Annotated in this window: 22 protein-coding genes; 9 read left to right on the forward strand and 13 right to left on the reverse strand. The window is 67.3% G+C overall.

What is annotated here, in order from left to right; translation table 11 throughout:
* Positions 1-117: 117 nt before the first annotated feature.
* The 3 genes from GY40_RS03970 (at position 118) to GY40_RS03980 (ending at position 3,736) form a co-directional block, all read left to right on the forward strand.
* Positions 118-2,469, forward strand: coding sequence for an ATP-dependent helicase (locus GY40_RS03970; RefSeq protein ID WP_248311111.1), 2,352 nt, complete (start codon positions 118-120; stop codon positions 2,467-2,469).
* A gap of 62 nt (positions 2,470-2,531) precedes the next feature.
* Positions 2,532-3,116, forward strand: a complete 585-nt coding sequence (locus GY40_RS03975) for a TetR/AcrR family transcriptional regulator (RefSeq protein WP_038358831.1) — start codon at positions 2,532-2,534, stop codon at positions 3,114-3,116.
* 134 nt (positions 3,117-3,250) lie between these two features.
* Positions 3,251-3,736: a hypothetical protein gene (locus tag GY40_RS03980; protein ID WP_038358833.1), complete on the forward strand. Its 486-nt coding sequence runs from the start codon at positions 3,251-3,253 to the stop codon at positions 3,734-3,736.
* Between the two features lie 36 nt (positions 3,737-3,772).
* On the opposite strand, the gene GY40_RS03985 is transcribed toward GY40_RS03980, so the two are convergent.
* Complete coding sequence (locus GY40_RS03985) at positions 3,773-4,171, reverse strand: winged helix-turn-helix transcriptional regulator (RefSeq protein ID WP_051987611.1); 399 nt, start codon at positions 4,169-4,171, stop codon at positions 3,773-3,775.
* 124 nt (positions 4,172-4,295) lie between these two features.
* Here GY40_RS03985 and GY40_RS03990 point away from each other — a divergent pair, with 124 nt between their 5' ends.
* On the forward strand, positions 4,296-5,051 hold the full coding sequence (locus GY40_RS03990) for an SDR family oxidoreductase (RefSeq protein WP_038360015.1): 756 nt from the start codon (positions 4,296-4,298) through the stop codon (positions 5,049-5,051).
* A gap of 12 nt (positions 5,052-5,063) precedes the next feature.
* Here GY40_RS03990 and GY40_RS03995 read toward each other — a convergent pair whose 3' ends face one another.
* Positions 5,064-5,456, reverse strand: coding sequence for a VOC family protein (locus GY40_RS03995; protein ID WP_038358836.1), 393 nt, complete (start codon positions 5,454-5,456; stop codon positions 5,064-5,066).
* Positions 5,457-5,544: 88 nt separating this feature from the next.
* Between GY40_RS03995 and GY40_RS04000 the strand changes: the two genes are divergently transcribed.
* Complete coding sequence (locus GY40_RS04000; protein ID WP_038358838.1) at positions 5,545-6,492, forward strand: 50S ribosomal protein L11 methyltransferase; 948 nt, start codon at positions 5,545-5,547, stop codon at positions 6,490-6,492.
* A 55-nt stretch (positions 6,493-6,547) separates the two neighbouring features.
* Here the strand turns inward: GY40_RS04000 and GY40_RS28450 are convergent, their stop codons facing one another.
* Both GY40_RS28450 and GY40_RS04005 read right to left on the reverse strand, forming a co-directional pair.
* Entirely contained in the window at positions 6,548-6,676 is a 129-nt protein-coding gene (locus GY40_RS28450; protein ID WP_260368406.1) for a hypothetical protein, read from the reverse strand.
* A 47-nt stretch (positions 6,677-6,723) separates the two neighbouring features.
* Positions 6,724-6,966 (reverse strand): hypothetical protein, encoded by a 243-nt coding sequence (locus tag GY40_RS04005; RefSeq protein WP_038358840.1) that lies wholly within the window; start codon positions 6,964-6,966, stop codon positions 6,724-6,726.
* 297 nt (positions 6,967-7,263) lie between these two features.
* Here GY40_RS04005 and GY40_RS04010 point away from each other — a divergent pair, with 297 nt between their 5' ends.
* Positions 7,264-9,099: an aminopeptidase P family protein gene (locus GY40_RS04010; protein WP_038360017.1), complete on the forward strand. Its 1,836-nt coding sequence runs from the start codon at positions 7,264-7,266 to the stop codon at positions 9,097-9,099.
* 213 nt (positions 9,100-9,312) lie between these two features.
* Here the strand turns inward: GY40_RS04010 and GY40_RS04015 are convergent, their stop codons facing one another.
* The 4 genes from GY40_RS04015 to GY40_RS04030 form a co-directional block, all read right to left on the reverse strand.
* The gene (locus GY40_RS04015; protein WP_038358841.1) at positions 9,313-9,612 is read right to left on the reverse strand and encodes an AzlD family protein; all 300 of its coding nucleotides are present in this window, start codon (positions 9,610-9,612) and stop codon (positions 9,313-9,315) included.
* Positions 9,609-10,331 carry an AzlC family ABC transporter permease gene (locus tag GY40_RS04020; protein WP_038358844.1) on the reverse strand — a complete coding sequence of 241 codons (723 nt, stop codon included), beginning with the start codon at positions 10,329-10,331 and terminating at the stop codon, positions 9,609-9,611. Before GY40_RS04020 ends, GY40_RS04015 begins: the two co-directional genes overlap by 4 nt.
* A 26-nt stretch (positions 10,332-10,357) precedes the next feature.
* On the reverse strand, positions 10,358-11,221 hold the full coding sequence (locus GY40_RS04025) for an AraC family transcriptional regulator (RefSeq protein ID WP_038358846.1): 864 nt from the start codon (positions 11,219-11,221) through the stop codon (positions 10,358-10,360).
* Positions 11,222-11,318: 97 nt separating this feature from the next.
* Positions 11,319-12,563, reverse strand: coding sequence for an MFS transporter (locus GY40_RS04030; RefSeq protein WP_156115861.1), 1,245 nt, complete (start codon positions 12,561-12,563; stop codon positions 11,319-11,321).
* Positions 12,564-12,631: 68 nt separating this feature from the next.
* Between GY40_RS04030 and GY40_RS04035 the strand changes: the two genes are divergently transcribed.
* Positions 12,632-13,624: an AraC family transcriptional regulator gene (locus tag GY40_RS04035; protein WP_038358849.1), complete on the forward strand. Its 993-nt coding sequence runs from the start codon at positions 12,632-12,634 to the stop codon at positions 13,622-13,624.
* Between the two features lie 141 nt (positions 13,625-13,765).
* On the opposite strand, the gene ligA is transcribed toward GY40_RS04035, so the two are convergent.
* On the reverse strand, positions 13,766-15,946 hold the full coding sequence (gene ligA, locus GY40_RS04040; protein ID WP_038358850.1) for an NAD-dependent DNA ligase LigA: 2,181 nt from the start codon (positions 15,944-15,946) through the stop codon (positions 13,766-13,768).
* 237 nt (positions 15,947-16,183) lie between these two features.
* Here ligA and GY40_RS04045 point away from each other — a divergent pair, with 237 nt between their 5' ends.
* A complete protein-coding gene (locus GY40_RS04045) occupies positions 16,184-16,975 on the forward strand; it encodes a DUF2189 domain-containing protein (protein WP_038358853.1) in 792 nt (263 codons plus the stop codon).
* Positions 16,976-17,372: 397 nt separating this feature from the next.
* Here the strand turns inward: GY40_RS04045 and GY40_RS04050 are convergent, their stop codons facing one another.
* Complete coding sequence (locus GY40_RS04050; RefSeq protein WP_038358854.1) at positions 17,373-19,481, reverse strand: DEAD/DEAH box helicase; 2,109 nt, start codon at positions 19,479-19,481, stop codon at positions 17,373-17,375.
* 231 nt (positions 19,482-19,712) lie between these two features.
* Here GY40_RS04050 and GY40_RS04055 point away from each other — a divergent pair, with 231 nt between their 5' ends.
* A complete protein-coding gene (locus tag GY40_RS04055) occupies positions 19,713-20,537 on the forward strand; it encodes an AidB family quorum-quenching N-acyl homoserine lactonase (RefSeq protein WP_038358856.1) in 825 nt (274 codons plus the stop codon).
* Here GY40_RS04055 and recN read toward each other — a convergent pair whose 3' ends face one another.
* The 3 genes from recN to lpxC form a co-directional block, all read right to left on the reverse strand.
* Positions 20,538-22,220: a DNA repair protein RecN gene (gene recN / locus GY40_RS04060; RefSeq protein ID WP_038358859.1), complete on the reverse strand. Its 1,683-nt coding sequence runs from the start codon at positions 22,218-22,220 to the stop codon at positions 20,538-20,540. It lies immediately after the preceding gene.
* Positions 22,221-22,278: 58 nt separating this feature from the next.
* The gene (locus GY40_RS04065) at positions 22,279-23,142 is read right to left on the reverse strand and encodes an outer membrane protein assembly factor BamD (protein ID WP_051987492.1); all 864 of its coding nucleotides are present in this window, start codon (positions 23,140-23,142) and stop codon (positions 22,279-22,281) included.
* Positions 23,143-23,432: 290 nt separating this feature from the next.
* On the reverse strand, positions 23,433-24,380 hold the full coding sequence (lpxC, locus tag GY40_RS04070) for a UDP-3-O-acyl-N-acetylglucosamine deacetylase (RefSeq protein ID WP_038358860.1): 948 nt from the start codon (positions 24,378-24,380) through the stop codon (positions 23,433-23,435).
* Between the last annotated feature and the right edge of the window lie 246 nt (positions 24,381-24,626).

Consider the following 24,626-nt stretch of genomic DNA (forward strand, 5'->3'; position numbering starts at 1 on the left):
TAAAATGATCGCTCCGGCAGGGCGCAATCCTGACATCGACGCCCTATATTCGCCGGAGAACGAATCACGCACGAGCAGCTTAGACCCTTGTCCGAGACCGACGCCTTTTCCGCTCCCCTGCCCCGCCCCGGCGGGCTGGCCGCGCGCGCCGCGGCACAGCCTGCGGCCGGCTATCTCGCGGGGCTGAACCCGGAGCAGCGCCAGGCGGTCGAGGCGACGGAGGGCCCGGTGCTCGTGCTCGCCGGCGCCGGCACCGGCAAGACGCGCGTGCTCACCACCCGCATCGGCCATCTGATCTCGACCAGCCGCGCCTATCCGTCCCAGATCCTCGCCGTGACCTTCACCAACAAGGCGGCGCGCGAGATGAAGGAGCGCGTCGCCCATCTCGTCGGCCCGGTCGCCGAGGGCATGCCCTGGCTCGGCACCTTCCATTCGATCTCGGCCAAGCTGCTGCGCCGCCATGCCGAACTGCTCGACCTGCGCAGCGACTTCACCATCCTCGACACCGACGACCAGATCCGCCTGATGAAGCAGGTGATCCAGGCCGAGGGCATCGACGAGAAGCGCTGGCCCGGCCGCATGCTGGCGGGCTTCATCGATAGCTGGAAGAACCGCGGCCTCTCCCCCAAGGACGTTCCCCCAGGCGAGGCCGCCGTCTTCGCCAACGGCATGGGCGGCAAGCTCTACGCCGCCTATCAGGAGCGTTTGAAGGCGCTGAACGCCGTCGATTTCGGCGACCTGCTGCTGCATTGCCTGACGCTGTTCCGCGACTATCCGGACGTGCTCCAGACCTATCACGACCGCTTCCGCTATATCCTCGTCGACGAGTACCAGGACACCAACACGGCGCAGTATCTCTGGCTGCGCCTGCTGGCACAGGGCCGCCGCAACATCTGCTGCGTCGGCGACGACGACCAGTCGATCTATGGCTGGCGCGGCGCCGAGGTCGACAACATCCTGCGCTTCGAGCACGATTTTCCGGGTGCGACGGTGATCAGGCTGGAGCGCAACTACCGCTCGACCGGCCATATCCTCGCCACCGCCTCCAAGCTGATCGCCCGCAACGAAGGCCGCCTCGGCAAGACCTTGCGTACCGAGGATGCACTCGGCGAGAAGGTCACCATCACCGGCGCCTGGGACAGCCAGGAGGAAGCCCGCCTGATCTCCGACGAGATCGAGGCGATGCAATCGAAGAAGCACAACCTCGCCGAGGTCGCGGTGCTCGTGCGCATCTCCGCCCAGATGCGCGAGATCGAGGAGCGCTTCGTCCAGGCCGGCGTGCCCTATCGCGTCATCGGCGGCCCGCGCTTCTATGAACGCGCCGAAATCCGCGACGCGCTGGCCTATCTGCGCTGCGTGGTGTCGCCGACCGACGACCTCGCCTTCGAGCGCATCGTCAACGTGCCCAAGCGCGGGCTCGGGGACGCCACCGTCCAGCTTCTGCACAACCATGCCCGCGCCACCGGCTTCTCGCTGATGCAGTCGGCCCGCGCCGCGGTCGAGAGCGACGAGCTGAAGCCCAAGGCCCGCACGGCGCTGCGCGAGCTGGTCGATGCCTTCGGCCGCTGGTCGGCCCGCGCCGAGCATATGCCGCAGGGCGAGCTCGCCGAGCTGGTCCTGGAGGAATCCGGCTATACCGAGATGTGGAAGAAGGACCGCTCGGCCGACGCCGCCGGGCGGCTGGAAAACCTCAAGGAACTCGTCCGCTCGCTCGACGAATTCCCCGACCTGCCGGCCTTCCTCGAGCACGTCTCGCTGGTCATGGACGTCGGCGACGGCGAGGCCGAAGCGCGCGTCTCGATCATGACGCTGCATGCCGCCAAGGGTCTGGAATTCGACACCGTCTTCCTGCCCGGCTGGGAGGAAGGCCTGTTCCCCAACCAGCGCGCGCTCGACGAGAGCGGCCGCGCCGGCCTTGAGGAGGAGCGCCGCCTCGCCCATGTCGGTCTCACCCGCGCCCGCAAGAAACTGAAGCTCTATTTCGCCTCGAACCGCCGCATCCACGGCCTCTGGCAGACCAGCCTGCCCTCCCGCTTCATCGACGAATTGCCGGAGGAGCATGTCGAGGTCGAGCAGGCCCCGACCAGCTACTCACAGGGCGGCTACGGCGCCTCGCGTTTCGACCGGATGGAAAGCTTTGGCTCCAGCTACAACACGCCGGGCTGGCAGCGCGCGCAGGAGAACCGGGCGAAGAACAGCGGCGGCGGCAGCGGCTTCTCGGAAAGCGGTCGCGGCTTTGGCTCGGGCGGCTTCGGCGGCTCGTCGCGCCAGCGCGGTCCACTGCTGATCGAGGGCGAGCTGACGGCGAAATCATCCGGCGAATCCGCCTATGGCGAGGGCGCCCGCGTCTTCCACGTCAAGTTCGGCCCCGGCTCCGTCGCCAGCGTCGACGGCAACAAGCTCACCGTCGATTTCGACAAGGCCGGGCGGAAGATGGTGCTGGACTCATTCGTGCAGAAGGCGGGGTGATTCCTCCCCGCCCGGAAGCGACGCCGCCTTGACGATCTACTTACTAGTAGGTAGAAAGCCGCATGGCCGCTTCGGGAACGACATCCGACGAAATCCTGCGTTGTGCCCGCTCCCTGCTGATCGAGGGCGGATATAACGGGTTCAGCTATGCCGACATCGCGAAGGTGGTCGGCATTCGCAATGCGAGCATTCACCACCACTTCCCCAGCAAATCCGACCTCGTCCGCACGCTCGTCGCACGATACCGGGAAGAGGCGGAGGCTGGGATTGCCGCTCTCGAACGCCAACTCCCTGACCCAGCCCAGCAATTGCGCGCCTATACGGGCTATTGGGAGGCCTGCATCGCCGATGCGAGCGCTCCATTCTGCCTCTGCGCGCTCCTCGCGAGCCAGATCCCGGTGCTTCCGCAGGAGATCGTCGTCGAGGTGCGCGCCCATTTCCGGGCTCTGTCCGCCTGGTTGACCTCGGTTCTCGAACGCGGTGCCAAGCAGGGCAGCCTGCGTTTCGCAGGCACGAGCAAGGCCGAGGCGGAAGCCTTCATGGCCAGCGTGCATGGCGCGATGCTCTCGGCCCGCGCCTATGGTGACCCCAAAATATTCGGCGTCATCACACACCCGCTGTTGGAGCGCCTCACAGCACGACACTGAAGCCAACCGCCCCGGGCGGCGCAAGGCCGCGCGCTTAAGCCTACCGATTAGTAGATAGACATGACTTTCCATTCCCCGTCGCCATCGCGTTCTGACGCACGAGCAACCTCACCTCCCCATGAAAAGGGCACTCCATGTTCGGCATTTCATCTCTCGGCTGGGTGCATACGCTGGGCAGCCTGCCGGCCATTCCGGCGGCGGCTTACATGTTCGCGGTCCATGGCCGGATCGTGCCGCGCTCAAAGGCAGGCACCGTATATTTTGTCGCGATGCTGATCGGCGCAGCGACGGTCTTCCTCGTCGCGCATGAAGCCGTCAGTTACGGCGTCGGTTCGATCACGCTCCTGCTGCTCATCATTGGCTATAGCGTCGGCCGCTTACCGATCTCCGGACGGGTCGCGACATACGTCGAAACAATCGCTCTCAGCCTGACGGCCTTCCTGCTCATGCTGCCGACCGTGACCGAAATCCTGCGTCGCGTCCCGGACGGCCACCCATTCGTCACCGACCTGAAATCCCCGCTCCTTCTCGGCGCGCAGGGCGGCATTCTCGCCGCACTCGTTATCGGATTGACCGTCCAGATCATCTCCCTGCGCAGGCAAGGCAAGACCGCCGCGTGAAGTCCCCAGCGATCCGGCAGCGCCGAGGCGAGGGCCTTACGCCCCGCCCTCCCGCTCGCGAAAAGCCTTCCGCGCTGCCGAAACCTCGGCATAATACGTCTCGGCCCAGACCCAGACGCCGCAGAAGGCCGCGCTGAGCTCGCGCCCCAGCTCGGTCAGCGTGTAATCGACATGGGGCGGGATCACCGGATGGACGGTGCGGATGACGAGCCCGTCCCGCTCCATCTCGCGCAGCGTCTTGGTCAACATCTTCTGGCTGATACCGCCGACCATGCGGCCGACCTCGGTGAAGCGCAGCGTGCCGTGCTCCTCGAGCGCTTCCAGCACCAGCATGGTCCATTTGTCCGCCACCTGCGCGATCACCTGGCGCACCAGCGACTCGACCGCCGGGCTCACCGGCGGCAGCGCGTTGCTTCGGGCGTGCATCGCCGCCATGGCGCTTCGGATCGCCTGCATCCTACACTCTCCTTTTGGTGCGTATGGCACCTTCTGGCGCCTTCTTTCTTTTGAAGAGTACCGATGCCACCTCGTGAAGCGCAACCATTCAGAGGGCTTTGCGATGAACATCTCCGGAAACACCATCCTGATCACCGGCGGCGGCTCGGGCATCGGCCGCGCGCTGGCCGAGGCCCTTCACGCCAGGGGCAATCAGATCATCATTGCCGGGCGTCGCGAAGGCGTGCTCGACGAGGTCACCGCCGCCAATCCCGGCATGGCCTCGATGCTGCTCGACATCCAGGACAAGGCCGATATCGAGGCCTTCGCCCGGCAAGTCGTCGAGCGATTTCCCAAGCTCAATGCCGTCCTCAACAATGCCGGCATCATGAAGCCCGAAAACGTCCCGGCCGCCGACAATCTCGCCATCGCCGAGGAGACGATCGCGACCAATCTGCTTGGCCCGATCCGCCTGACGATCGCGCTGCTGCCGCATCTCCTGAAGCAGCCGCGCGCCACGATCCTGACCGTCTCCTCCGGCCTCGCCTTCGTGCCGCTGGCGGTGACCCCGACCTATAGCGCGACCAAGGCGGCGATCCATTCCTGGTCGATCGGCCTGCGCGAGCAGCTCAAGCACACCTCGGTCGAGGTCATCGAGATCGCCCCTCCCTATGTGCAGACCGAACTGATGGGCGCACAGCAGGCGGTCGATCCCGCCGCGATGCCGCTGGCCGATTTCACCAGCGAAGTGATGACGATCCTCGAAACGCAGCCCGAGGCCGGCGAAGTCATCGTCGAACGCTGCAAGCCTCTGCGTTATGCCGAGGCGACCGGCAGTTTCGCGCAGGTCTTCGCCGGGCTGAACGCACAGCACGGCTGACCAGCAGGCAGCCTATTCCGCACGATGGCAGCAGACGCAGAGCTTGTTGCCGTCAGGGTCGCGGACATAGGCGCCATAATAATCGGGGTGATAATGCGCTCTCAGCCCCGGCGGCCCCTCGCAGGTGCCGCCGGAGGCGAGGGCCACCGCGTGGCAGCGATCGACCTCGGCCCGGCTCCCGGCCAGAAGCGCCGTCATCGGCCCGTTGCCGGGAACGGCTGGCGAACCGTCGAACGGCCGGGTCAGGAAAAACAGCGGGCGCTCGGCTCCCTTGGGTTGCCAGGCCGCGGCCGCATGATCGGGATCGCGGAAGCGCAGCGGATGCCCCAGCACGTCGAACACGGCCGTATAGAAGGCCTCCGCCCGGCGGAAGTCGTTGGTTCCGACACAGATATGCGAAAACATCGGCTGTTCCCCCCGCTCTGCCTCGGCATCAGCCTAGCCCGTCGATGACAGCCATGACATCCCTCATCCGCCCTGCTATGGGCAGCGCATGCGCGAAGGCCTTCTGCCAGCGACGGTCGCGACCGTCTTCGAACTCTCCACCTCGGGCGAGAAGGCCCGGGCCCTGACCGAATTGCTCGGCGAGATCTTCGACCCGACCGAGACCGCGATCTCGGCCTTCGAGATCGAGGAAGGCGTCACCACGCTTTCGCTCAACGCGCCGTGGAAGGTCGAGATCTATTTCGCCAGCCATCCGGACGAAGCGGCGGTGCGCGACCTGCTCAGGCCGATCGTCGGCGATCTCGTCGACGAGACCCCGTTCAGCACCGTGAATACGCAGGACTGGGTGGCCAACAGCCTCGACGGGCTGAAGCCCGTGCGCGCCGGCCGCGTCCTCGTCCATGGCGCGCATGATCGGGATGTCGTGCGCATCAACGACGTATCGATCGAGATCGAGGCGGCACTCGCCTTCGGCACCGGCCATCACGGCACCACCGCCGGCTGCCTGCTGGCTCTGGATGCCGAGTTGAAGAAGCGCCGCCCGCGCCACGGGCTCGATGTCGGCACCGGCACGGGCATCCTGGCGCTGGCGCTCGCCAAGCAGATCAAGCGCAAGGTCGTTGCCGGCGACATCGACGCGATCGCGGTCGAGGTCTCCGCCCATAACGCCCGCCTCAACCACGCGCCGCACGCGCTCGATCTCTATGTCGCGCCAGGCTTGCGCCATGCCAAGGCGAACCGTCCGGGCCATTTCGACCTGATCTTCGCCAACATCCTCGCCTGGCCGCTGAAGCGCCTCGCCCCCTCGATCGCCCGGGCCCTGTCACCGGACGGGACGCTCATCCTGTCGGGGTTGCTCGCGATGGATGTCGCCGGCGTGGCCTCGGCCTACCGGCACCAGGGCATCTACCTCGTCAGCCAATCGCTGCGCGAAGGCTGGGCGACGCTGACCATGAAAAAAGGCGGCGCAGCCCCGAGGCCCCGCCGCCCTGCCTGACCCCCGGCGCCGCAAGCTTCAGCAGCCCGGCGGCGCGCGGTCGTCAGCGTCGATCTCAGAAGTCGATACGGCCGTATTTGGCCTCGGCCTCAGCCTGCAGGCTGCGGGCGTCGTGCCAGACGGCGACGGCGAACTTCGCCGCATCGGCGATCTGTTCGGCGACATGCCTGATGAGGGCGATCATGCTGTGGCTCCGTTCGGTTGCGGCGCAGCGAGAGGCGCGCCGAAGATTCAGCGGTTGAAGGGCAGCGACCGGTCGTCGGACAGGCTCGCGAACGGAATGCCGCCGAGCACGATCCCCGCCTCATCGACGAGAAGATTGCGGGCCCGCAGCTCGCGAGCCGCCGAGCGCATGCGGCTTTCGATCATCGCGGCGTGGAGCCGGCGCAGCAGGCCAGGCTTTTCCGAGCGCGTCGTCGTCCCGGCCACCACGGGCACGGGCAATACGTCGGCATTGTTCAACACGTAGGTCATGGGTCCATCTCCGAAAAACGAAGGACAGTCCCGGTCGCTTCCTCGTTCTCTTATGCGACTAAAATGGGCTCATTTCGCACTTGCGAGAAGATGTGTTCGCATATGCGAGATATGCACAAAACGCATGCAACAAGTCCGATCTCGTTAATATTTGCGTAGATTGCATAACGAAATGGCACAATGCGGATCGGCGAGGCAGCGCGGTCCTACGGAAGAGGCATCGCCACGCCGACGCATTTGCACTGGTGCTTTCGCCGATGGAGCGCGACGATGGCGCACGCTATGCCGGACCCCACCATGACCGAATCGATCATCCCGACCTGCCGCTTCCAGTCCTTCACCGAGCCGAGCGACCCGGCGCAGGTCGCAGGCCGTGTCGCCGCGCTGCGGCTGGCCCTGGCCGCGCAAGGCCTCGACGGCTTCGTCGTGCCGCGCGCCGACGAGCACCAGGGCGAATATGTGCCGGGCCATATGGCCCGCCTCGCCTGGCTGACCGGTTTCACCGGCTCGGCCGGCAATGCCGTGGTGCTGGCCGAGAAGGCGGCGCTGATCGTCGACGGGCGCTACACCATCCAATCGGCCGAACAGACCGATACCAAGGTCATCACGCCCGTCCGCATGGAAGAGACACCGCTGGAGCGCTGGATCGAGCAGAACCTGCCGGCTGGGGGCAAGCTCGGCTACGATCCCTGGCTTCACACCACTGATGGCGTCGCGAAGCTGGAAAAGGCCGTCGCGGCCGCCGGCGGCACGCTCGTTCCCGTCGCGAGAAACCCGATCGACGCGCTCTGGAGCGACCGCCCTGCCCCGCCGGCCGCCCCCGTTAAGGCGCATCGCGCCGATTATGCCGGCGAGGACACGGCTTCCAAGCTCGCCCGCATCCAGAAGGCGCTGACCGAGGCCAAGGTCGATGCGCTCGTCGTCTCAGATCCGCATGCCCTAGCCTGGACCTTCAACATCCGCGGCGGCGATGTCGAGCACACGCCTTTGCCGCTGGGCTATGCCATCGTGCCGCGCGAAGGCCGCCCGACCGTGTTCCTCGCGCCCGAGAAGATCACCAACGAGGCCGGCGATGCCATTGGCGCGGTCGGCGAGATCGCGCCGCCGGCCGAACTCGAGCGGCAGTTGCAGAAGCTCGGCGCCGCCAAGGCCAAGGTCAGGCTCGATGCTTCGACCGCCGCCTCGGCGCTGGCGACGCTCATCCGCGAGGCCGGCGGCACGCCCGATGCCGGCGCCGACCCCATCGCCCTGATGAAGGCCCGCAAGAACGCGGCGGAACTCGCCGGCAGCCGCGCCGCCCATCTGCGCGACGGCGCGGTGATGACGAACTACCTGTCCTGGCTGGCGCGTGAGGCGCCGAAGGGCGGCCTCACCGAGATCGACGCGGTCGCGGCGCTGGAAAACGAGCGGCTGAAAACCGGCCTGCTCAAGGACGTCTCCTTCACCACCATCGCCGGCGCCGGCCCCAATGCGGCACTGCCGCATTATCGCGTCACGGCGTCCAGCAACCGGCGCATCGAGCCCGGCATCTTCCTGGTCGATTCCGGTGGGCAGTACGAGGACGGCACCACCGACATCACCCGCACCATCGCCGTCGGCGAGCCCACCGCCGAGATGCGCGACCGCTACACCCGCGTGCTCAAGGGCCATGTCGCGATTTCCCGGTTGGTCTTCGTCAAGGGCACTTCGGGTGCGCAGCTCGACGCCTTCGCGCGGCTGCCGCTCTGGCAGGGCGGCTTCGATTTCGACCATGGCACCGGCCATGGCGTGGGCAGCTATCTCTCGGTGCATGAGGGACCGCAGCGCCTCTCCAAGCTCGGCACCACGCCGCTGGAGCCGGGCATGATCCTCTCCAACGAGCCCGGCTACTATAAGGAAGGCCATTACGGCATCCGCATCGAGAACCTGATCGTCGTCGAGGAGCGCCATATCCCCGGCGCCGAGCGCGCGATCTACGGCTTCGAGACGATCACCTGGTGCCCCTATGAGCGGGCGCTGATTGACAAGAACATGCTCGACGACGGCGAGATTGCCTGGATCGACGACTACCACGCCAAGGTCTGGGAAAAGCTTTCGCCGCTGGTCGCGGGCGAGGCCAGGGATTGGCTGGAGGCCGCCTGCCGGGCTTTGTGATCGGCTCCGTCATTCTCGGGCGAAGCACAGCTTCGACCCGAGAATCTCCAAACCGGCAGAGCGTCATTCCGGACAAGCCGCGAAGCGGCGCCGATCCGGAATCCATCGGAGTGCTCAGCACCCTGTGATGGATTCCGGGTCTCCTTCGGTCGCCCGGAATGACGAAGCGGGTCCTGAGATGCTCGGGCCAAGCCCGAGCATGACGACGGTGGATCAGATCACCATGCGGAATCCGACCACCGCAACCACGCCAACAGCCACCACTCCGAGCAGCGGCAGCCGCGTCGCGGCCAGCGCCGTGATCGCCGCCGCCGCCGTCTCGGCCCAGCCGGTGGCAAGCGCGCTGGGCGCGATCACCGCGATCAGCACGGCGGGCGGAATCGCATCGAAGGCCGCCTGCGCGCGCGGCGAGAGGTTGAGCCGCCCGACGAGCGCAAGCCCCGCCACCCGGGTCGCATAGGTCACGATCGCCATGCCGAGGAAGGCGAGGAGATTGATCGGATCGACGCTCACGCCTCGACCTCCTCGATCGCCACATTCCGCACCCGAGGCTCGCTGCCTGCGGCGAGCCAGGCCGCCAGCAGGCCACAGACCGCCCCCGCAGCGACGTGCCAGGGTGGGCCAGCCAACCGATAGGTCACGGCCGAGGCGATGCCGGCGGCTGCGACCGTCCAGAACGTCACCCTGCCCTTCCAGAAGGCGGCGACCAGCGCGATGAACAGCGCCGTGAAGGCGAAATCGGCGCCGAGCCGCTTGGGATCGCCCAGCACTGCCCCGATCATCGCGCCGAGCGTCGAGTTGATCAGCCAGCCCGAGACGAAGGGGATGACCATCGCGAACCAATAGGCCGGCGTCAGGCGGTGGGTGCGGGCGCGCTTCTCGGCCAGCGCCCAATTCTCATCGGCCATGTAGTAGAGCCCGAGGAATTTCTGCCAGCGGCTGAAGCCCTGCAGCTTGGGCGCAAGCGAAGCGCCCATCAGCACATGGCGGGCATTGATCAGCAGCGTCGAGAAGACCAGCGCGGCGACCGGCGCCGGGTTCGCCCAGAGCTCGATCGCGGCGAATTGCGCGCCACCGGCGAAGACCATGATGCTCATCAGGAAGACTTCGAACGGCGACAGCCCCTTGCTCGCCGCCACCGCCCCGAAGAGCAGGCCGATCGGCGCTGCTGCCACCGCGGCCGGCCAGATATCGCTCAGGCCGCGCCTGATATCGTCGCGCATCGTGGACATGGAGGTTTTCTTTCGAAGAGCCGGCTTCAGCCGGCATGCGCCGCCCGGAAGGCCCCGGGCGTGACGCCGAAGCGGGCCTTGAAGGCGCGGGTCAGATGCGGCTGGTCGCAGAAGCCGGTCGCCGCTGCGACATCGCCCGGCATCTCGCCGCGCCGCAGCCGCTCGCGCGCCCGCCTGACACGGACATCGACGAGATAGGCGTGAGGGGTGAGCCCGGTTTCCCGCCGGAAAGCGCGGATCAGGTGATGGCGCGGCAGGCCGGTCAGGCGCGCCAGATCGGCCAGCGACAGATCTTCCTCGTAGCGCGCCTCGAACAATTCGCGCGCCTTGGCGACAGGCCCCTCCTCCGCACCGACGGCCCGAACCGTCAGATCGGCATGATGGGCCAGGCAATGCGCATAGAAACGCAGCAGCATCTCCTCGCCCGCCAGCAGGTCCTTGCCATCCTCGATCGCGCGATGCGCGACGGCGAAGAGCGCAGCGCCTTCCGCATCCTCGACGAGAGGCTCCGGAAAAAACGGCGTCCCGGTCGTCTCACGGCCGCTGAGCGAAGCCGCGACCTCGCACATCAACCCGGTCTCGGGATAGGTCATGCGATAGCTGTAGCCAGGCCCATAGGGCTCGCCGTCATGGGTTTCCAGCGGATTGACGAAGGTGATCAGCCCCGGCCGCGCATAGTACCGCGCGCCACGCACACGGAAGGTCTCGCAGCCGGCCTCGATGGTGCCGATCACATAGCTTTCATGCTGGTGCGGCGCATAGGCATGGCGGCGGAAGGTCGCCGCGAGACAATCCAGCCCGCCGAAACGCTCGGCCGGAAACAGCTTCGCCCGCTCGCCGGCGACGAGCGGTTCGAGGCAGAGTGTCTCGCCCTGTGTGACTGCTTCCATGGCGCCAGCATAAACCCTCCCGCTGCGCCGCTGTCTTGAAGAAAAGTGATCGGGCACATCACGCGCCCGATCAGTTTCGCTGTCTGGTGACCGCGCGTCAGATGGCGTGCGCGGCGGCTGTGGCGCCGACCCGCTCGGGGCTCCTCGCGCCGAGCAGCAGCACGCCGACCCCGCCGACCAGCGTCGCGATCGTGGCATAGGCGATGACGCCGAGCGTCCCGAAACCATCGACGAGCAGGCCGCCGAAGACCGCGCCGCTCGCGATCGCGACCTGGAAGGCGGCGACGAGCAGGCCGCCGGCCGATTCGGCTTCCTCCTCCGGCGCGACGCGGACCAGCCAGGTCTGGAAGCCGACCGGCAGTGCGCCGAAAGCGAAGCCCCAGAGCCCGACGGCGACGGCCGAGGCAATCGGCGACGTGCCGGCGAACAGAAGGCTTCCACCCATCAGCGCGATCAACAGCGCGCCGAAGATCACGGAAGCCTTGGCGCTGCGGGCAGTGATCGCCCCGCCGAGGAAATTCCCGAAGAAGCCGCCGACGCCATAGGCCAGCAGCACCAGCGAGATCGCCTCGACCGAAAGCTTCGGAATCTGCTCCAGGAACGGCCGGACATAGGTGAAACCGGCGAAATGCCCGGAAATCACCACGACGATGCCCACCAGCACCAGTGCGATGCTCGGCTGGCCGAGCAGGCGGAACAGCGTGCGGATATCGGGCGAACCGCGAGCCGGCAGACGGGGCAGCACGGCCATCTGGATCACCAGCGTCGCGACGCCGACCAGCGCCGCGAGCCAGAACACAACGCGCCAGCCCATGAGATTGCCGACATAGGCGCCGATCGGCGCCGCGCTGACGGTCGCGATCGAAACGCCGGTGAAGATCAGCGACATCGCCTTGGGCAAGGCGCTTGGCGGCACGAGCCGCATCGCCGTCGCCGCAACCATCGACCAGAAGGCGCCGAGCCCGATGCCGAGCAGGACGCGGGCGAAGAGCAGCGTCGGCAGATTGGTTGCGACGGCGGCGAGCGCGCTCGACAGGATCAGCAGGCCGGTCAGCGACCAGATCACGATGCGCCGGTCGACACCGCGCGTCACGATGGCCGCCGCAAGGCCGGCGATGGCGCCGACCACGGCGGTTGCGGTCACGGCCTGCCCGGCGGCGCCGACCGAGACGCCGATATCGGCGGCCATCGGCGTCAGCAGGCTGGCGGGCAGGAACTCGGCCGTGACAAGGCCGAAGACGCCGAAGGTCAGCGAGACGATCGCCGCCCAGGCCGGTTTTCCGCGCACATCCTCGATGGGTTCATCGAGGTCGAGCGCGGTGACGGAAAGGGAATCTGACATGGGAGTCTCCATGAGGAGGCCGGAAGATGGGCGTGGCCCTCTGGAGTTTCCATGCTATATTGTCTGGAATGAATGATCTTTCGTCCAAATATGCTGCATCGCACTCTGCCGACCATCTCACCGAGATGTTGCGCGGGCTCAGGCTCGACGGCGTCGACTACAGCCGCTGCCAGATGGCCTCGCCCTGGGCCATCGCCTTCCCGCCCTGCCGCGCCGCACGCTTCTACTTCATTGCCCAGCGCGGCTGCTGGCTGAAGATGCCGACAGGCGACTGGCTGGAACTGCGCGACGGCGACGCCTTGCTCCTCCCGCGCGGCGGCGCGCATGTGCTGGCGAGCGCGCCGGCTGTGACGCCCTCGCCGCCTTGCGACTGCGCGGTGAAGCAGCATTGTGGCGATATAACCGAACTCGAGGGCGGCGGCAGCGACGGCGAGCCCATGCTGCTCTTCAGCGGCAGCATGACCTTCAACGTCGATGCCGACCATCCGCTGCTGCGGCTGATGCCCGACGTGATGCGGATGTATGATTTCGCCGCCAACGAGCCCGGCATACCGCATTTGCTCGAGGCGATGGGCCGCGAGGTCTGCATGGACCGCGTCGGCGCCGGCGGCATCCTCGCCCGGCTCGCGGACGTCATCGCCGCCACCATCATCCGCGGCTGGGTCGAGAACGGCTGCGGCGAGGACAAGGGCTGGATCGCGGCGGCGCGCTGCCCGCAGATCGGCCGGGTGCTGGCCGCGATCCATGCCCATCCCGAGGCGGACTGGACGGTGGAAAGCCTCGCCGAACTGATGGGCGCCTCGCGCTCCGGCTTCGCCGAGCGCTTCGCCAGCGTGGTGGGCGAGACACCGGCCCGCTATGTCGCCCAGGTCCGCATGCATCAGGCCCGGCAATGGCTGGCACGCGACAGGATGCGCATCGCCGTGGTGGCGCAGCGGCTCGGCTACGAATCGGAAGCCTCGTTCAGCCGCGCCTTCAAGCGCATCACCGGCTCAGCCCCGAGCCAGGTGCGGGCGGCGGGCGCCCCGCCGCCGGCGATCTTCACGGCGGCGGCTGAGTAGTCGGCGGGCGATCCAGTCTCCGTCGTGCTCGCCCTTGTGGCGAGCATCCACGCCTTGAACACGACCTTCGACCAGCGAAGACGTGGATGGTCGGGACAAGCCCGACCATGACGGCAAACGTTACGGTCATTGATTTCGGGCTCAGGCTCCGCCGCCTCCACCGATCAGCTCGAACCAGCCGGCCTCGTCGATCACCTCGACGCCGTGCTTGGCCGCGTCCTTGAGCTTCGAGCCGGCGCCCGGCCCCGCGACCAGCAGATCGGTCTTCGACGACACCGAGCCGGCCACCTTCGCGCCGAGTCGCTCCGCCATCGCCTTCGCCTCGTCGCGGGTCATCCGCTCCAGCGCGCCGGTGAAGACCACCGTCTTGCCCGCGACCGGGCTCGTCGAGGCGACGGCCTCCAGCGGCTGCGGCCGGACCTGCTCCAGCAAGCGGTCGAGCAGGTCCTGATTATGCGGCTCGCCGAAGAACTGCAGCAGCGCCTCGACCACCGTCGGGCCGACGCCGTCGATGGCATCGAGTTCCTGCCGCTGCGGCGAAGCCGGATCGGCCGCGGCGGCAAGCGTCTCGCGCAGCGCTTCGAAGGAGCCGTAATGGCGCGCGAGCAGCCGCGCATTGGTCTCGCCGACATGGCGGATGCCGAGCCCAAAGATCAGCCGGTTGAGCGGCGGCGTCCGCGCTGCCTCGATCGCCTCGAACAGCTTCTTCGCGCTGACCGCGCCGAAACCTTCCTTGTCCTTGAGCTTCTTGAAATTGGCCTCGTCGCGCCGGGCGAGCGTGAAGATGTCGGCCGGCTCTTTCACCGGCAGATCGGAGTCGCTGTGAAAGAACTCGATCTGCTTGTCGCCGAGCCCGTCGATGTCGAGTGCATCGCGCGAGACGAAATGCTTCAGCCGCTCCATCGTCTGCGCCGGGCAGATCAAGCCCCCGGTGCAGCGGCGCACCGCATCCTCCTTGCCGGAGCGCGGATTATGCTCGCGCACGGCATGGCTGCCGCAGGCCGGGCAGAGCGTCGGAAACTCGTACGGCTTGGAATCCGCCGTCCGCTTCGACAGATCCACGGCCTCGACGCGCGGGATGACGTCGCCGGCCCGCTTCACCGTCACCGTGTCGCCAATGCGGATATCGGTGCCGTCGCGGATCGGCAGCCCCTTGGAATCGAAGCCCTTGATGTAGTCCTCGTTGTGCAGCGTCGCGTTCGTCACCACGACGCCGCCGACCGTGACCGGCTTCAGCCGCGCCACCGGCGAGAGCGCGCCGGTACGACCGACCTGAATGTCGATGGCCTCCAGGATCGTCGTCGCCAGCTCCGCCGGGAATTTATGCGCGATCGCCCAGCGCGGCGCCCGCGAGACGAAGCCGAGGCGCGCCTGCAAGGCGAGATCGTCGACCTTGTAGACCACCCCGTCGATATCGTAGCCGAGCGTGGCGCGCTGGCTCTCGATCAGCCGGTACTGCGCCACCAGCTCGGCGACGCTCTCGCAGCGCTTCATCAGCGGGTTGGTGCGAAAGCCCCAGCGCTTGAAGGCCTCGACCACGCCCATCTGGGTCGGCGCCGGCAGCACCGGCATCTCGCCCCAGGCATAGGCGAAGAAACGCAAGGGTCGCGAGGCGGTAACGCTGACATCCAGCTGCCGCAGCGAGCCGGCGGCGGCGTTGCGCGGATTGGCGAATTCGGGCAGCCCCTTCTCGCGCTGGCGCTCGTTGATCCCCGCGAAATCGGCATGGCCGAGATAGACCTCGCCACGCACCTCGGCGATCTCCGGCACATCCGGCCCGGCGAGCGTCTTCGGAATTTCGGAAATGGTGCGGGCATTGACGGTGACGTCTTCCCCTTCCTCACCGTCGCCGCGCGTCGCCGCCGCGACCAGCTCGCCCTTCTCGTAGCGCAGCGAGAGCGAGAGCCCGTCGATCTTCGGCTCGGCGGTGAAGGCGATGCCGCCCGCCTCTTCCTTGCGGCCGAGGAAGCGATAGACGCGGGCGGCGAATTCGGCGACCGCCTCGTCGGAAAACGCGTTGTCGAGCGAGAGCATCGGCACGCGATGCCGGATCTTGGCGAATTTGCCGGATGGCCTGGCGCCGACCTTGCTGCTGACGCCGCCGCTCTCCTTCAGCTCGGGGAAGGCCTCCTCCAGCGCGACGAGCCGCCGACGCTTCGCGTCATAGGCCGCGTCGTCCATGATGGGCTGGTCGTCCTGGAAATAGGCGTCGTTTGCCGCCTGCACCTCGGCGGCGAGCCGCTTGTGCTCGAGCCTGGCCCGGCGCGGCGTCAACTCGGCGACGGGCGTTTCGGAAGGGGCGTTGTCGTCAGTGTCGCTCATGCGGGAAGCATTAGGCGAGAAGGCGCTGTCGAGGAAGGGCAGCAGCGATCCCGGTGAATGCCGCCCATCCCCGGCCCCCTTATCTCGTCACATCCGCGCGACGGCTTGCAACAAAACCCGCTTCGGCGTGTATTATCCGTGAACTGGGAATTGGAAGCTCGACGCCTGAAGGCCGTTGACGCCAAGGAACATGTCGACGGCTTTTTGGCGAACCGGGCCGGAACCGGGAGATACGCCATGGCCAATCTTGACGGCACCGTTCATCACCTCGGCAGAGCGGTGGAGCCACATGTCCACACCATCACGACGATGGATCTGCGCGATGCACTCTGGCGCGGCTGGGAGGATTTCAAGGCGCAGCCGAGCCATCTCGTCTTCGTCGCGCTGATCTATCCGGTCGCCGGCGTGCTGCTCGCGCAGCTCACCGTCACCTACAACATCTTCCCCCTGCTCTTCCCGCTGCTCGGCGGCTTCGCCCTGCTCGGCCCCTTCGCGGCGATCGGTCTCTACGAGATCAGCCGGCGCCGCGAGCAAGGGCAGGATTCGTCCTGGCGCCATGCCTTCGACGTGCTGCAATCGCCGGCGATCGGGCAGATCGTGCTGCTCGGCGTGTTGCTGACCGGGCTTTTCCTTGCCTGGCTCGCCTGCGCCTGGCTGATCTACCGCGCCCAGCTCGGCCTGCCCGCCGATGTCTCGACGGCGGATTTCCTGCGCGCCACCTTCACCACCTTCGATGGTTGGATCATGATCATCGTCGGCAATTCGGTCGGCCTGCTCTTCGCCATCCTCGCCTTCTCGATCTCGGTGGTGGCCTTCCCGCTCATCATCGACCGCCATGTCGACATGCCGACGGCGGTCCGCACCTCGATCGCGGCGGTCGAGGCCAATCCACGCGTGATGATGTACTGGGGCCTGATCGTCACCGGGCTTCTGGTGCTCGGCTGCCTGCCCGTGCTGGTCGGCCTCATCGTGGTGATGCCGGTTCTCGGCCACGCGACCTGGCATCTCTACCGCAAGGTGGTGGCCTGAGCGGTCGGCCGTCCGACGCCTATGAGTCGGGAACACGACGCGTCATCCCGGACGTGCCGCCTTTGGCGGCGCCGATCCGGGATTCATGCCGGAGCCTTTCCGATCAAGGTTCAGGCGTGGATCCCGGAGCTCCGCTTCGCTTCGTCCGGGATGACGTGCGTTTCGTGACCGTAGCTCCCGATTTTCCAGCGGGAACCTTTCACCCCTGAATACGGTTCATTTCCGTAGATCGGGCCTCACGGCCCACTTCAGTCAGGGGGCTTTCGTGAACAATATCATCTACCTCGTCGGCCTGATCGTCGTCGTCCTCGCCATCCTCTCCTTCCTCGGCCTGCGCTGAGCGGAGAGGTGCCGCCGGGGCTGAACGAGCCAGCCCTGCTGCGGGCGATGATGGCGATCAGCCGCGATCGTCGCGCCGGGGCTTCTTGCTCTTGAACGGCTTGCCGGCCGGCCCGCGCGCACCGGGCCCATCGTTCCTGGCTCCGCCGGGCTTCCCAGAGAAAGCGGGCTTCTTGCCGGCATAGGGCTTTCCGCCATGCGGCTTGCCGGTCTCCGACCAGGGCGCGCGCGGCTCCGCCGACGGATCGCGGTCGCTGCGGACGGGATCATAGGATTTCGATCCGCCGAAGGACTTGCCCGCTGCGGGCTTGCCGGCAAAGGGCTTATCCGCGAAGGGTTTGCCCTTGCCCTCATAAGGCTTTTTGGCGAACGGCTTCTTCTCATAGCCACGCGCCTCGCGAGGCTCCCCGGCCACGCCTTCGTCGCGCGCCTTGCGCTGATAGGGGGCTGGCGCATGGCTCGCCTTCTCGGCGAAGGGCTTCGCAGGACGGCGCTCGTCCTCGCCCGTCACAGGCTCGATCATGACCTTGTCACGATCCACCGCCTTGGCGAGCTCGTAGAAGCGCTCCGCCACATCGGCATCGATCTCGACCTTGGTCTCACGGTCGAAAATGCGGATCGCGCCGACCTCGTCGCGCGTGATCTTGCCGCGCCGGCACAGCATCGGCAGCAACTGACGCGGATCGGCCCCGTCCCTGCGCCCGACATTGAGGCGGAACCAGACCGTGTCGCCACGCGGGCCGCCCTTGCGCGGCCCGTCGGCGCGGGGGCTGTCCTCGCGTCCGGCGGCGAAGCGCTCGCGCGGCGTCGCGTAATCGTCATGGCTGCGCACCGGCCGGCGCTCGTCGCGGCCGAAGCCGGGATCGCCCGCCTCCTCGGCCGCCGGCAGGCGCGAACGATAGAGCCTGACCAGCGCCGCCGCGATCTCGCGCGCCTCGCGGCCGGCCATCAACGCCTCGACCATGCCGGCATCATCCTCGCCCTCGTCGCCCGAGAGCATCGGATCCTTGAGCAGCCGCTCCTGATCGAGCGCGCGAATCTCCTCCGGCGTCGGCGGGCCGATCCACTCGGCCTCGACCTTGCCTTCCATCAGCAGCCGCTCGGCCTTGCGCCGGCGTGACTGCGGCACCAGCACGACGCTGGTGCCCTTCTTGCCGGCGCGCCCGGTCCGGCCCGAACGATGCTGCATCACCTCGGCGTCGTTGGGCAGTTCGGCATGGATGACGAGGTCGAGCCCCGGCAGGTCGATGCCGCGCGCGGCGACATCGGTCGCGACGCAGACCCGTGCCCGCCCGTCGCGCAGCGCCTGCAGGGCAGCGTTGCGCTCGTTCTGGCCGAGCTCTCCCGACAGCGCGACGGCGGCGAAGCCTCGCTCAAGCAGGATGGCTTCGAGATGGCGCACGGCATTGCGCGTGTTGCAGAAGACCAGCGCCACCGGCGCGTCGTGGAACCGCAGCAGGTTGACGACCGCGAGCTCCGCCTCCTTGGGATAGACGCGCACGGCCTTGTAGGCGATGTCGGCATGGCCGCGCCGCGCCGCTTCCACCTCGATGCGCAGCGCATCGTGCTGGTAGCTCTGCGCGAGCTGGACGATGGCCTTCGGGAAGGTCGCCGAGAACAGCAGGCTGCGGCGCCCCTCGGGGGTCGTCTTCAGGATGAATTCGAGATCGTCGCGGAAGCCGAGATCGAGCATCTCGTCGGCCTCGTCGAGCACCACGGCCTTGAGCGCCGAGACGTCGAGACGGCGACGCTCGATATGGTCGCGCAGGCGGCCGGGCGTGCCGACGACGATATGTGCGCCCTCGTCGAGCAGCATCGCCTCGCGGCGCGGGTCCATGCCGCCGACGCAGGAGATCACCCGCGCTCCCGCATGTTCGTAGAGCCAGGCCAGTTCCCGCTGCACCTGGAGGGCCAGTTCGCGGGTCGGCGCGATGATCAGCGCGAGGGGCGCTGCGGCCCGGCCGAGCTTTTCGCCGTCGCCCAGCAGGGTCTCGCCGATGGCAAGCCCGTAGGCGATGGTCTTGCCTGAGCCGGTCTGCGAAGAAACCAGCAGGTCGCGGCCGCGCGCGGCCTCCTCCAGCACGGCGTTCTGCACCGGCGTCGGTTCGGAGTAATTGCGTTCGGCGAGCGCACGCGCGAGCGGCGGGCTCGTGAGGGAGAAGGACATGTGGAAGGCCTAAATCTGAGGCTCGAAACGCGAGAGGTCGCGAAACTGGGGGTGACGGGAAAGCGGCGCGGACAGCACCTGCAAGCCGTCAATCGAAAACGGCTCATAAAGCAAGACGCGCCAAAAGGAAATGGAGGATTCGCGCGCCCGATGCAGGGCTGCTCTCTGCCGGGCAACATTGCCGCCCCCCGGTGCCGGCGGCTAGGCCAGCATCGGACAGGAGACACTGCGATGAGTGCGCAAGCCCACCGTTTCGGCGGATACGACGTCATCACCTTGCTCGACGGCATTTTCGAAGCGCCGTCGGACGTCATGATCCATCAGGCCGGCGAGGCCGCCCGTAGCGAAGCCATCGCCCGCTTTGGCAAGCCCAAAATCAGCATCGACGTGAACTGCTTCGTGCTGCGCGGCAAGGACGGCATCACCCTCGTCGACGCCGGCACCGGCTCCGCCTGGGGCCCGGCGCTCGGCCATGCACGCGCCGCGCTGGTCGCCGCCGGCATCCAGCCGGAGGAGGTCGATCGCGTCCTGATCACCCATCTCCATGGCGATCATGCGCTTGGCCTGTTCGATGGCGAGCAGCCCTGGCTGCCACGAGCCGAAATCATCGTTCCGCAGGCCGATCTCGGCTATTACAGCGACGAAACGAAGCGGGCCGGCACGCCGGACAACAAGCGCGGCGCCTTCGACATCACCGCGACCTTGCAGCGCCTCTATGCCGGCCGCATCCGGCCGGCAGCGCCCGGCGAGGTCCTTCCCGGCATCGAGCTGATCGCGCTGCCTGGCCACAGCTTCGGGCATAGTGGCTACCTCATCGGCGATGAAGCGCGCGCCCTGCTGCTCTGGGGCGACGCGCTGCATCTGGCCGAGGAGCAGGCAGCCGATCCCGATCTCGGAATCGTCTATGATCTCGACGCGGCGCAGGCCGCCCGCTCGCGCCGCACGATTCTGGAGCGTGCTGCGGCGACCGGCTGGACCGTCTCGGGCGGGCATGTCACCGGCTTCCGGCAGGTCAGGCGGCAAGGAGCCGGCTTCAAGCTCGTAGCGGCCGGCTGATCAGCCGCGCAGGCCCGCCGCCTCGAGCAGGCGCCCTGCCGCAGCCCGCGCCTCCTCGGTGATCGAGGCGCCGGCGAGCATCCGGGCGATTTCCTCGCGCCGCGTCTGGTCGACGAGCGCGGTGACGCGGGTGACGGTGCGCGAAGCCTCGCCTTCCCCCGCCGATTTCGCGATCAGGAAATGCTGCCCGGCCTTGGCCGCGACCTGCGGCGCATGGGTCACCGAGATCACCTGGACCCGGTCGGCGAGCCGTGCCAGCCGCTCGCCGATGGCATCCGCCACCGCCCCGCCGACACCGGTGTCGATCTCGTCGAAGACGAGCGTCGGCGCCGAGCCGCGTTCCGCCAGCACCACCTTCAGCGCCAGCATGAAGCGCGAGAGCTCGCCGCCGGAGGCCACCTTCATCATCGGCCCCGGCCGCGTGCCCGGATTGGTCTCGACCCAGAACTCGACGCGGTCGAAACCCTCCGGTCCGCGCGCGCTCTCGTCACTCTCGATGCGGGTGATGAAGCGGGCGCGTTCCAGCTTGAGCGGCGGCAACTCCGCCTTCACCGCCGAATCGAGCCGCGCTGCAGCCGTCTTCCGGGCCTCCGACAGCGCCTTGGCCTGCTTGGTGAAACCGTCCTCCGCCTGCCTCACCTCCGCCTCGAGCCGGCCGAGCGAGGTTTCGCTCTCGTCCAGCGCCGCGAGGTCGCTCGCCATGGTCGCCGCGAGCACGGACAAGCCATCGACCGGCACATCATATTTGCGCCCGGCCGCCCGCAGCGCGAAGAGCCGTTCCTCGATGCGCTCCTGCTCGCGCGGATCGTATTCCGCCGCGCGCATCGCAGCCCCGAGCGCCTCGCCGGCCTCTTCCAGCGCGACGATGGCGGTATTGAGCGCGGCGAGCGAGGGATCGACCAGCTCCGGCGCCTGCCCGGCCCGGCGTTCGAGCCGGCGCAGCACCGCCGCGAGCATCGGCACGGGCGAGCCCTGGCCGCCGACCGCCTCATAGGCTTCGTTGAGATCGCGCGCGACCTTCTCGGCCTGCATCATCGTCTGACGCGTGGCGGCGAGTTCGTCCTCCTCGCCGGGCTTCGGCGCGAGCTTGCCGAGCTCCTCGACCGCATGGCGCAGGAAATCGGCCTCCTTGCGCGCGGCCTCGACGCGCAGGCGCTGGGCCTGCAAGGCCTGCCGCGCCCGCTTCAGCGTTTCGCTGGCCTGGGCGACAGCCTGCGCCTGGCTTTCCAGCCCGCCGAAACCGTCGAGCAGCGCCCGGTGCTGGGCCGGGTCGGTCAGCGCCCGGTCGTCATGCTGGCCGTGGATCTCGACGATCGCCGCGCCGACCATGCGCAGGATCTGAACCGAAACCGGCTGGTCATTGATGAAAGCGCGGGTGCGCCCATCGGCATATTGCACGCGCCGCAGGATCAGATCGCCGTCGGTATCGATCTCCTGCGCCTGCGCGAGCTTGCGCGCCTCATGCGCGAGCGGCAGGTCGAAGACGGCGCTGACCTGCCCTTGCGCCTCACCATGGCGCACGAGCGATCCGTCGCCGCGCCCGCCGAGCGCCAGCGCGAAACCATCGAGCAGGATCGACTTGCCCGCGCCGGTTTCGCCGGTGAGCACGCTCAGCCCGTCATGGAAGCTCAGATCGAGCCTGTCGATCAGGACGATGTCACGGATGGAGAGCTGCGCCAGCATCGGCGTTCAGCGCGCGTTTCGGAGCCGGCAGGGTCGCCTCTGGCTCATGCGAGCTCCGTCAGAGGGAACCCAGCCCGACGATGCCGCCTACAGCCTTCTGGAAGCCGTCGAAGGCGCGGCTGATATAGGAGCCACGGTCCTCGCGCGGTTCCAGGCCGCCGCTCTGCAGCAACTTGTAGGCGTCCTTGTACCATGGGCTGTCGGGGAAGTTATGCCCGAGTACGGCGGCGGCGGTCTGCGCTTCGTTGGTGATGCCCAGCGCCATATAGGCCTCAGTCAGGCGCTCCAGCGCCTCTTCGACATGGCGGGTGGTCTGGTACTTGATGATGACCTCGCGGAAGCGGTTCACCGCTGCGGTGTAATTGCGCTTCTCGAGATAATAGCGGCCGACATTCATCTCCTTGCCGGCGAGCTGGTCGCGCGCCACCAGGAGCTTCTCCTTGGCGTCGAGCACGTATTCCGACTTGGGATAGCGGGCGACGAGCTCCTCGAAAGCCTGGATCGCCTGCCGTGTCCGCTCCTGATCGCGGGTCGTGTCCGGGATCTGGTTATAATAGGACATCGCCATCAGGTACTGGGCATAGGCCGCATCGGGGCTCGCCGGGTTCTGGGCGATGAAGCGCTTGGAAGCGGTGATCGTCTCTTCCCATTTCGAGGCCTGGAAATTGGTGTAGGCCGTCATCAGCAGGCCCTTGCGGGCGTAGGGCGAGAACGGCGCCGACTTGTCGATGTCCTCGAACTTCTTGGACGCGCCTTCGCTGTCGCCGTTCTGCAGGCGCGCCAGACCCTCATTGTAGAGCTTGTCGGCCGGCGTCGTGGGGGTCAGGTCGGGCTTGTAGACCTCGGGCCTGTCGAAGGGGTTGAGCGAGGACAGCGTATCGCAGCCGCCGAGCAGCATGGCAGCGCCGAGCGCCAGGGCCATGCCCTTGCGCGGAGATACGCCGCGATGGATTGCCGGTAGGCTTTGCCGCGTCACGCTCACGTCGTCTTCCTCTTTCGATCGTCCCCGCCTGCGGGAAGCATGCCTTACCTCAGACGCCTCCCGCGCGCCACTGCCGAAAGCCGGTTAAGGCTCGATTCCGCAGCACTGCGGCATCTCGGACAAAAAGCGGGCGAAGGAAAGGCGAAACGACGCTGATCGACGCGACCAAGGCATTTCTTCGACAGAAAAACGCTACCGCTTTTCGGCGAAGCGCTCCGGCTCGCGTGATTTCAGTGGAGATCGGGCGCGTAGGCGGCCGGAGCAACCGCCGACATCTGCACGGCGCGGGCCGGCGCGAAGACCGGCTGGGATTCGACGATCGCGAAATTCGCGCGGTCGGCGAAAAGCGCCTCGAGGATGCGGACATTCATCCGGTGACCGCCGCAATAGGAGCGGAACTCGCCGATGATCGGATAGCCCGCCAGCGCCAGATCGCCGATGGCGTCGAGCACCTTGTGGCGCACGAACTCGTCGCCATAGCGCAGCCCCTCGGGATTGATGACCTTGTCGTCGCCGATCGCGACCGTGTTGTCGAGCGAGGCGCCGAGCGCGAAGCCGGCCTTCCAGAGCTGCTCGACATCACGCATGAAGCCGAAGGTGCGCGCCTTGGAGATCTCGCTGGCATAGGCCTTGGCGTCGAGATCGAAGATCTTGCGCTGGCGGCCGATCACGGCGGTATCGAAATCGATCTCGACATCGAGGCGGAAGCCCTGCTCGGCCGGCATCAGCTCGGCGAAGGCACGGCCCTGCTCGATCCGAACCGGCTGGAGAACCTTGAGGTAGCGGCGCGGCGCAGCGAGGGTCACGAGGCCGGTGGCCTCGATCGCGGCGACGAACTCCCTGGCGCTGCCGTCCATGATCGGCATCTCCGGCCCGTCGATCTCGACCAGCACGTTGTCGACGCCGAGGCCCGCGCAGGCCGACATCAGATGCTCGATCGTCGAGACCGAGGCCGGGCCGCGGTCGCCGATCACGGTGCAGAGCTCGGTGGCGCTGACCTTGGTGTGCTTGGCGTGGATGAGCTGGGGCGGCATGCCCTCGATGCCCGTCCGCAGGAAGACGACGCCGGAATTCGCGCTGGAGGGCTTGAGGCAGATGCTCGCGGGAGCGCCGGAATGCACGCCGATCCCGCTCAGGGTCACCGCAGCCCGCAAAGTCGTCTGCCGATCGAAGTTCATTCCGGTATCCAATCCTGATCGCTACGACCGATGTCCGCTGCCCATGCAGCGATCGCCGGCGGCGACATTCCCGAAGTCGGCATCGAGCCGGCTACCGGTAGGCCAATCTCTTGGTGCGGCCGCAACATAAGCCTTAGAGGCGGCCTCTCAAAATCACGCTTTCTTTCGCTGTGTTACAGCCGGAAAGCTTTGAGGGCGGAACAATAACAGACTGAAAGATAACGATTTTTTAACAGCGAAAATCCC

The organism is Allobosea sp. UNC402CLCol (assembly GCF_000745475.1).
GTDB lineage: Bacteria > Pseudomonadota > Alphaproteobacteria > Rhizobiales > Beijerinckiaceae > Allobosea > Allobosea spartocytisi.

What these genes read in the sequence shown, in the direction of transcription:
- GY40_RS04055 (WP_038358856.1), top strand. Translation starts at nt 19,713, where the DNA reads ATGAGTGCGCAAGCCCACCGTTTCGGCGGATACGACGTCATCACCTTG.
- GY40_RS04020 (WP_038358844.1), bottom strand. Translation starts at nt 10,331, where the DNA reads ATGTCCACGATGCGCGACGATATCAGGCGCGGCCTGAGCGATATCTGG.
- GY40_RS04045 (WP_038358853.1), top strand. Translation starts at nt 16,184, where the DNA reads ATGGCCAATCTTGACGGCACCGTTCATCACCTCGGCAGAGCGGTGGAG.
- GY40_RS03985 (WP_051987611.1), bottom strand. Translation starts at nt 4,171, where the DNA reads ATGGCGGCGATGCACGCCCGAAGCAACGCGCTGCCGCCGGTGAGCCCG.
- GY40_RS04030 (WP_156115861.1), bottom strand. Translation starts at nt 12,563, where the DNA reads ATGTCAGATTCCCTTTCCGTCACCGCGCTCGACCTCGATGAACCCATC.
- GY40_RS03980 (WP_038358833.1), top strand. Translation starts at nt 3,251, where the DNA reads ATGTTCGGCATTTCATCTCTCGGCTGGGTGCATACGCTGGGCAGCCTG.
- GY40_RS28450 (WP_260368406.1), bottom strand. Translation starts at nt 6,676, where the DNA reads ATGATCGCCCTCATCAGGCATGTCGCCGAACAGATCGCCGATGCGGCG.
- GY40_RS03995 (WP_038358836.1), bottom strand. Translation starts at nt 5,456, where the DNA reads ATGTTTTCGCATATCTGTGTCGGAACCAACGACTTCCGCCGGGCGGAG.
- lpxC (WP_038358860.1), bottom strand. Translation starts at nt 24,380, where the DNA reads ATGAACTTCGATCGGCAGACGACTTTGCGGGCTGCGGTGACCCTGAGC.
- GY40_RS04005 (WP_038358840.1), bottom strand. Translation starts at nt 6,966, where the DNA reads ATGACCTACGTGTTGAACAATGCCGACGTATTGCCCGTGCCCGTGGTG.
- GY40_RS04050 (WP_038358854.1), bottom strand. Translation starts at nt 19,481, where the DNA reads ATGTCCTTCTCCCTCACGAGCCCGCCGCTCGCGCGTGCGCTCGCCGAA.
- GY40_RS04010 (WP_038360017.1), top strand. Translation starts at nt 7,264, where the DNA reads ATGACCGAATCGATCATCCCGACCTGCCGCTTCCAGTCCTTCACCGAG.
- GY40_RS03975 (WP_038358831.1), top strand. Translation starts at nt 2,532, where the DNA reads ATGGCCGCTTCGGGAACGACATCCGACGAAATCCTGCGTTGTGCCCGC.
- GY40_RS04000 (WP_038358838.1), top strand. Translation starts at nt 5,545, where the DNA reads ATGCGCGAAGGCCTTCTGCCAGCGACGGTCGCGACCGTCTTCGAACTC.
- ligA (WP_038358850.1), bottom strand. Translation starts at nt 15,946, where the DNA reads ATGAGCGACACTGACGACAACGCCCCTTCCGAAACGCCCGTCGCCGAG.
- GY40_RS04065 (WP_051987492.1), bottom strand. Translation starts at nt 23,142, where the DNA reads ATGGCCCTGGCGCTCGGCGCTGCCATGCTGCTCGGCGGCTGCGATACG.
- recN (WP_038358859.1), bottom strand. Translation starts at nt 22,220, where the DNA reads ATGCTGGCGCAGCTCTCCATCCGTGACATCGTCCTGATCGACAGGCTC.
- GY40_RS03990 (WP_038360015.1), top strand. Translation starts at nt 4,296, where the DNA reads ATGAACATCTCCGGAAACACCATCCTGATCACCGGCGGCGGCTCGGGC.
- GY40_RS04035 (WP_038358849.1), top strand. Translation starts at nt 12,632, where the DNA reads ATGAATGATCTTTCGTCCAAATATGCTGCATCGCACTCTGCCGACCAT.
- GY40_RS04025 (WP_038358846.1), bottom strand. Translation starts at nt 11,221, where the DNA reads ATGGAAGCAGTCACACAGGGCGAGACACTCTGCCTCGAACCGCTCGTC.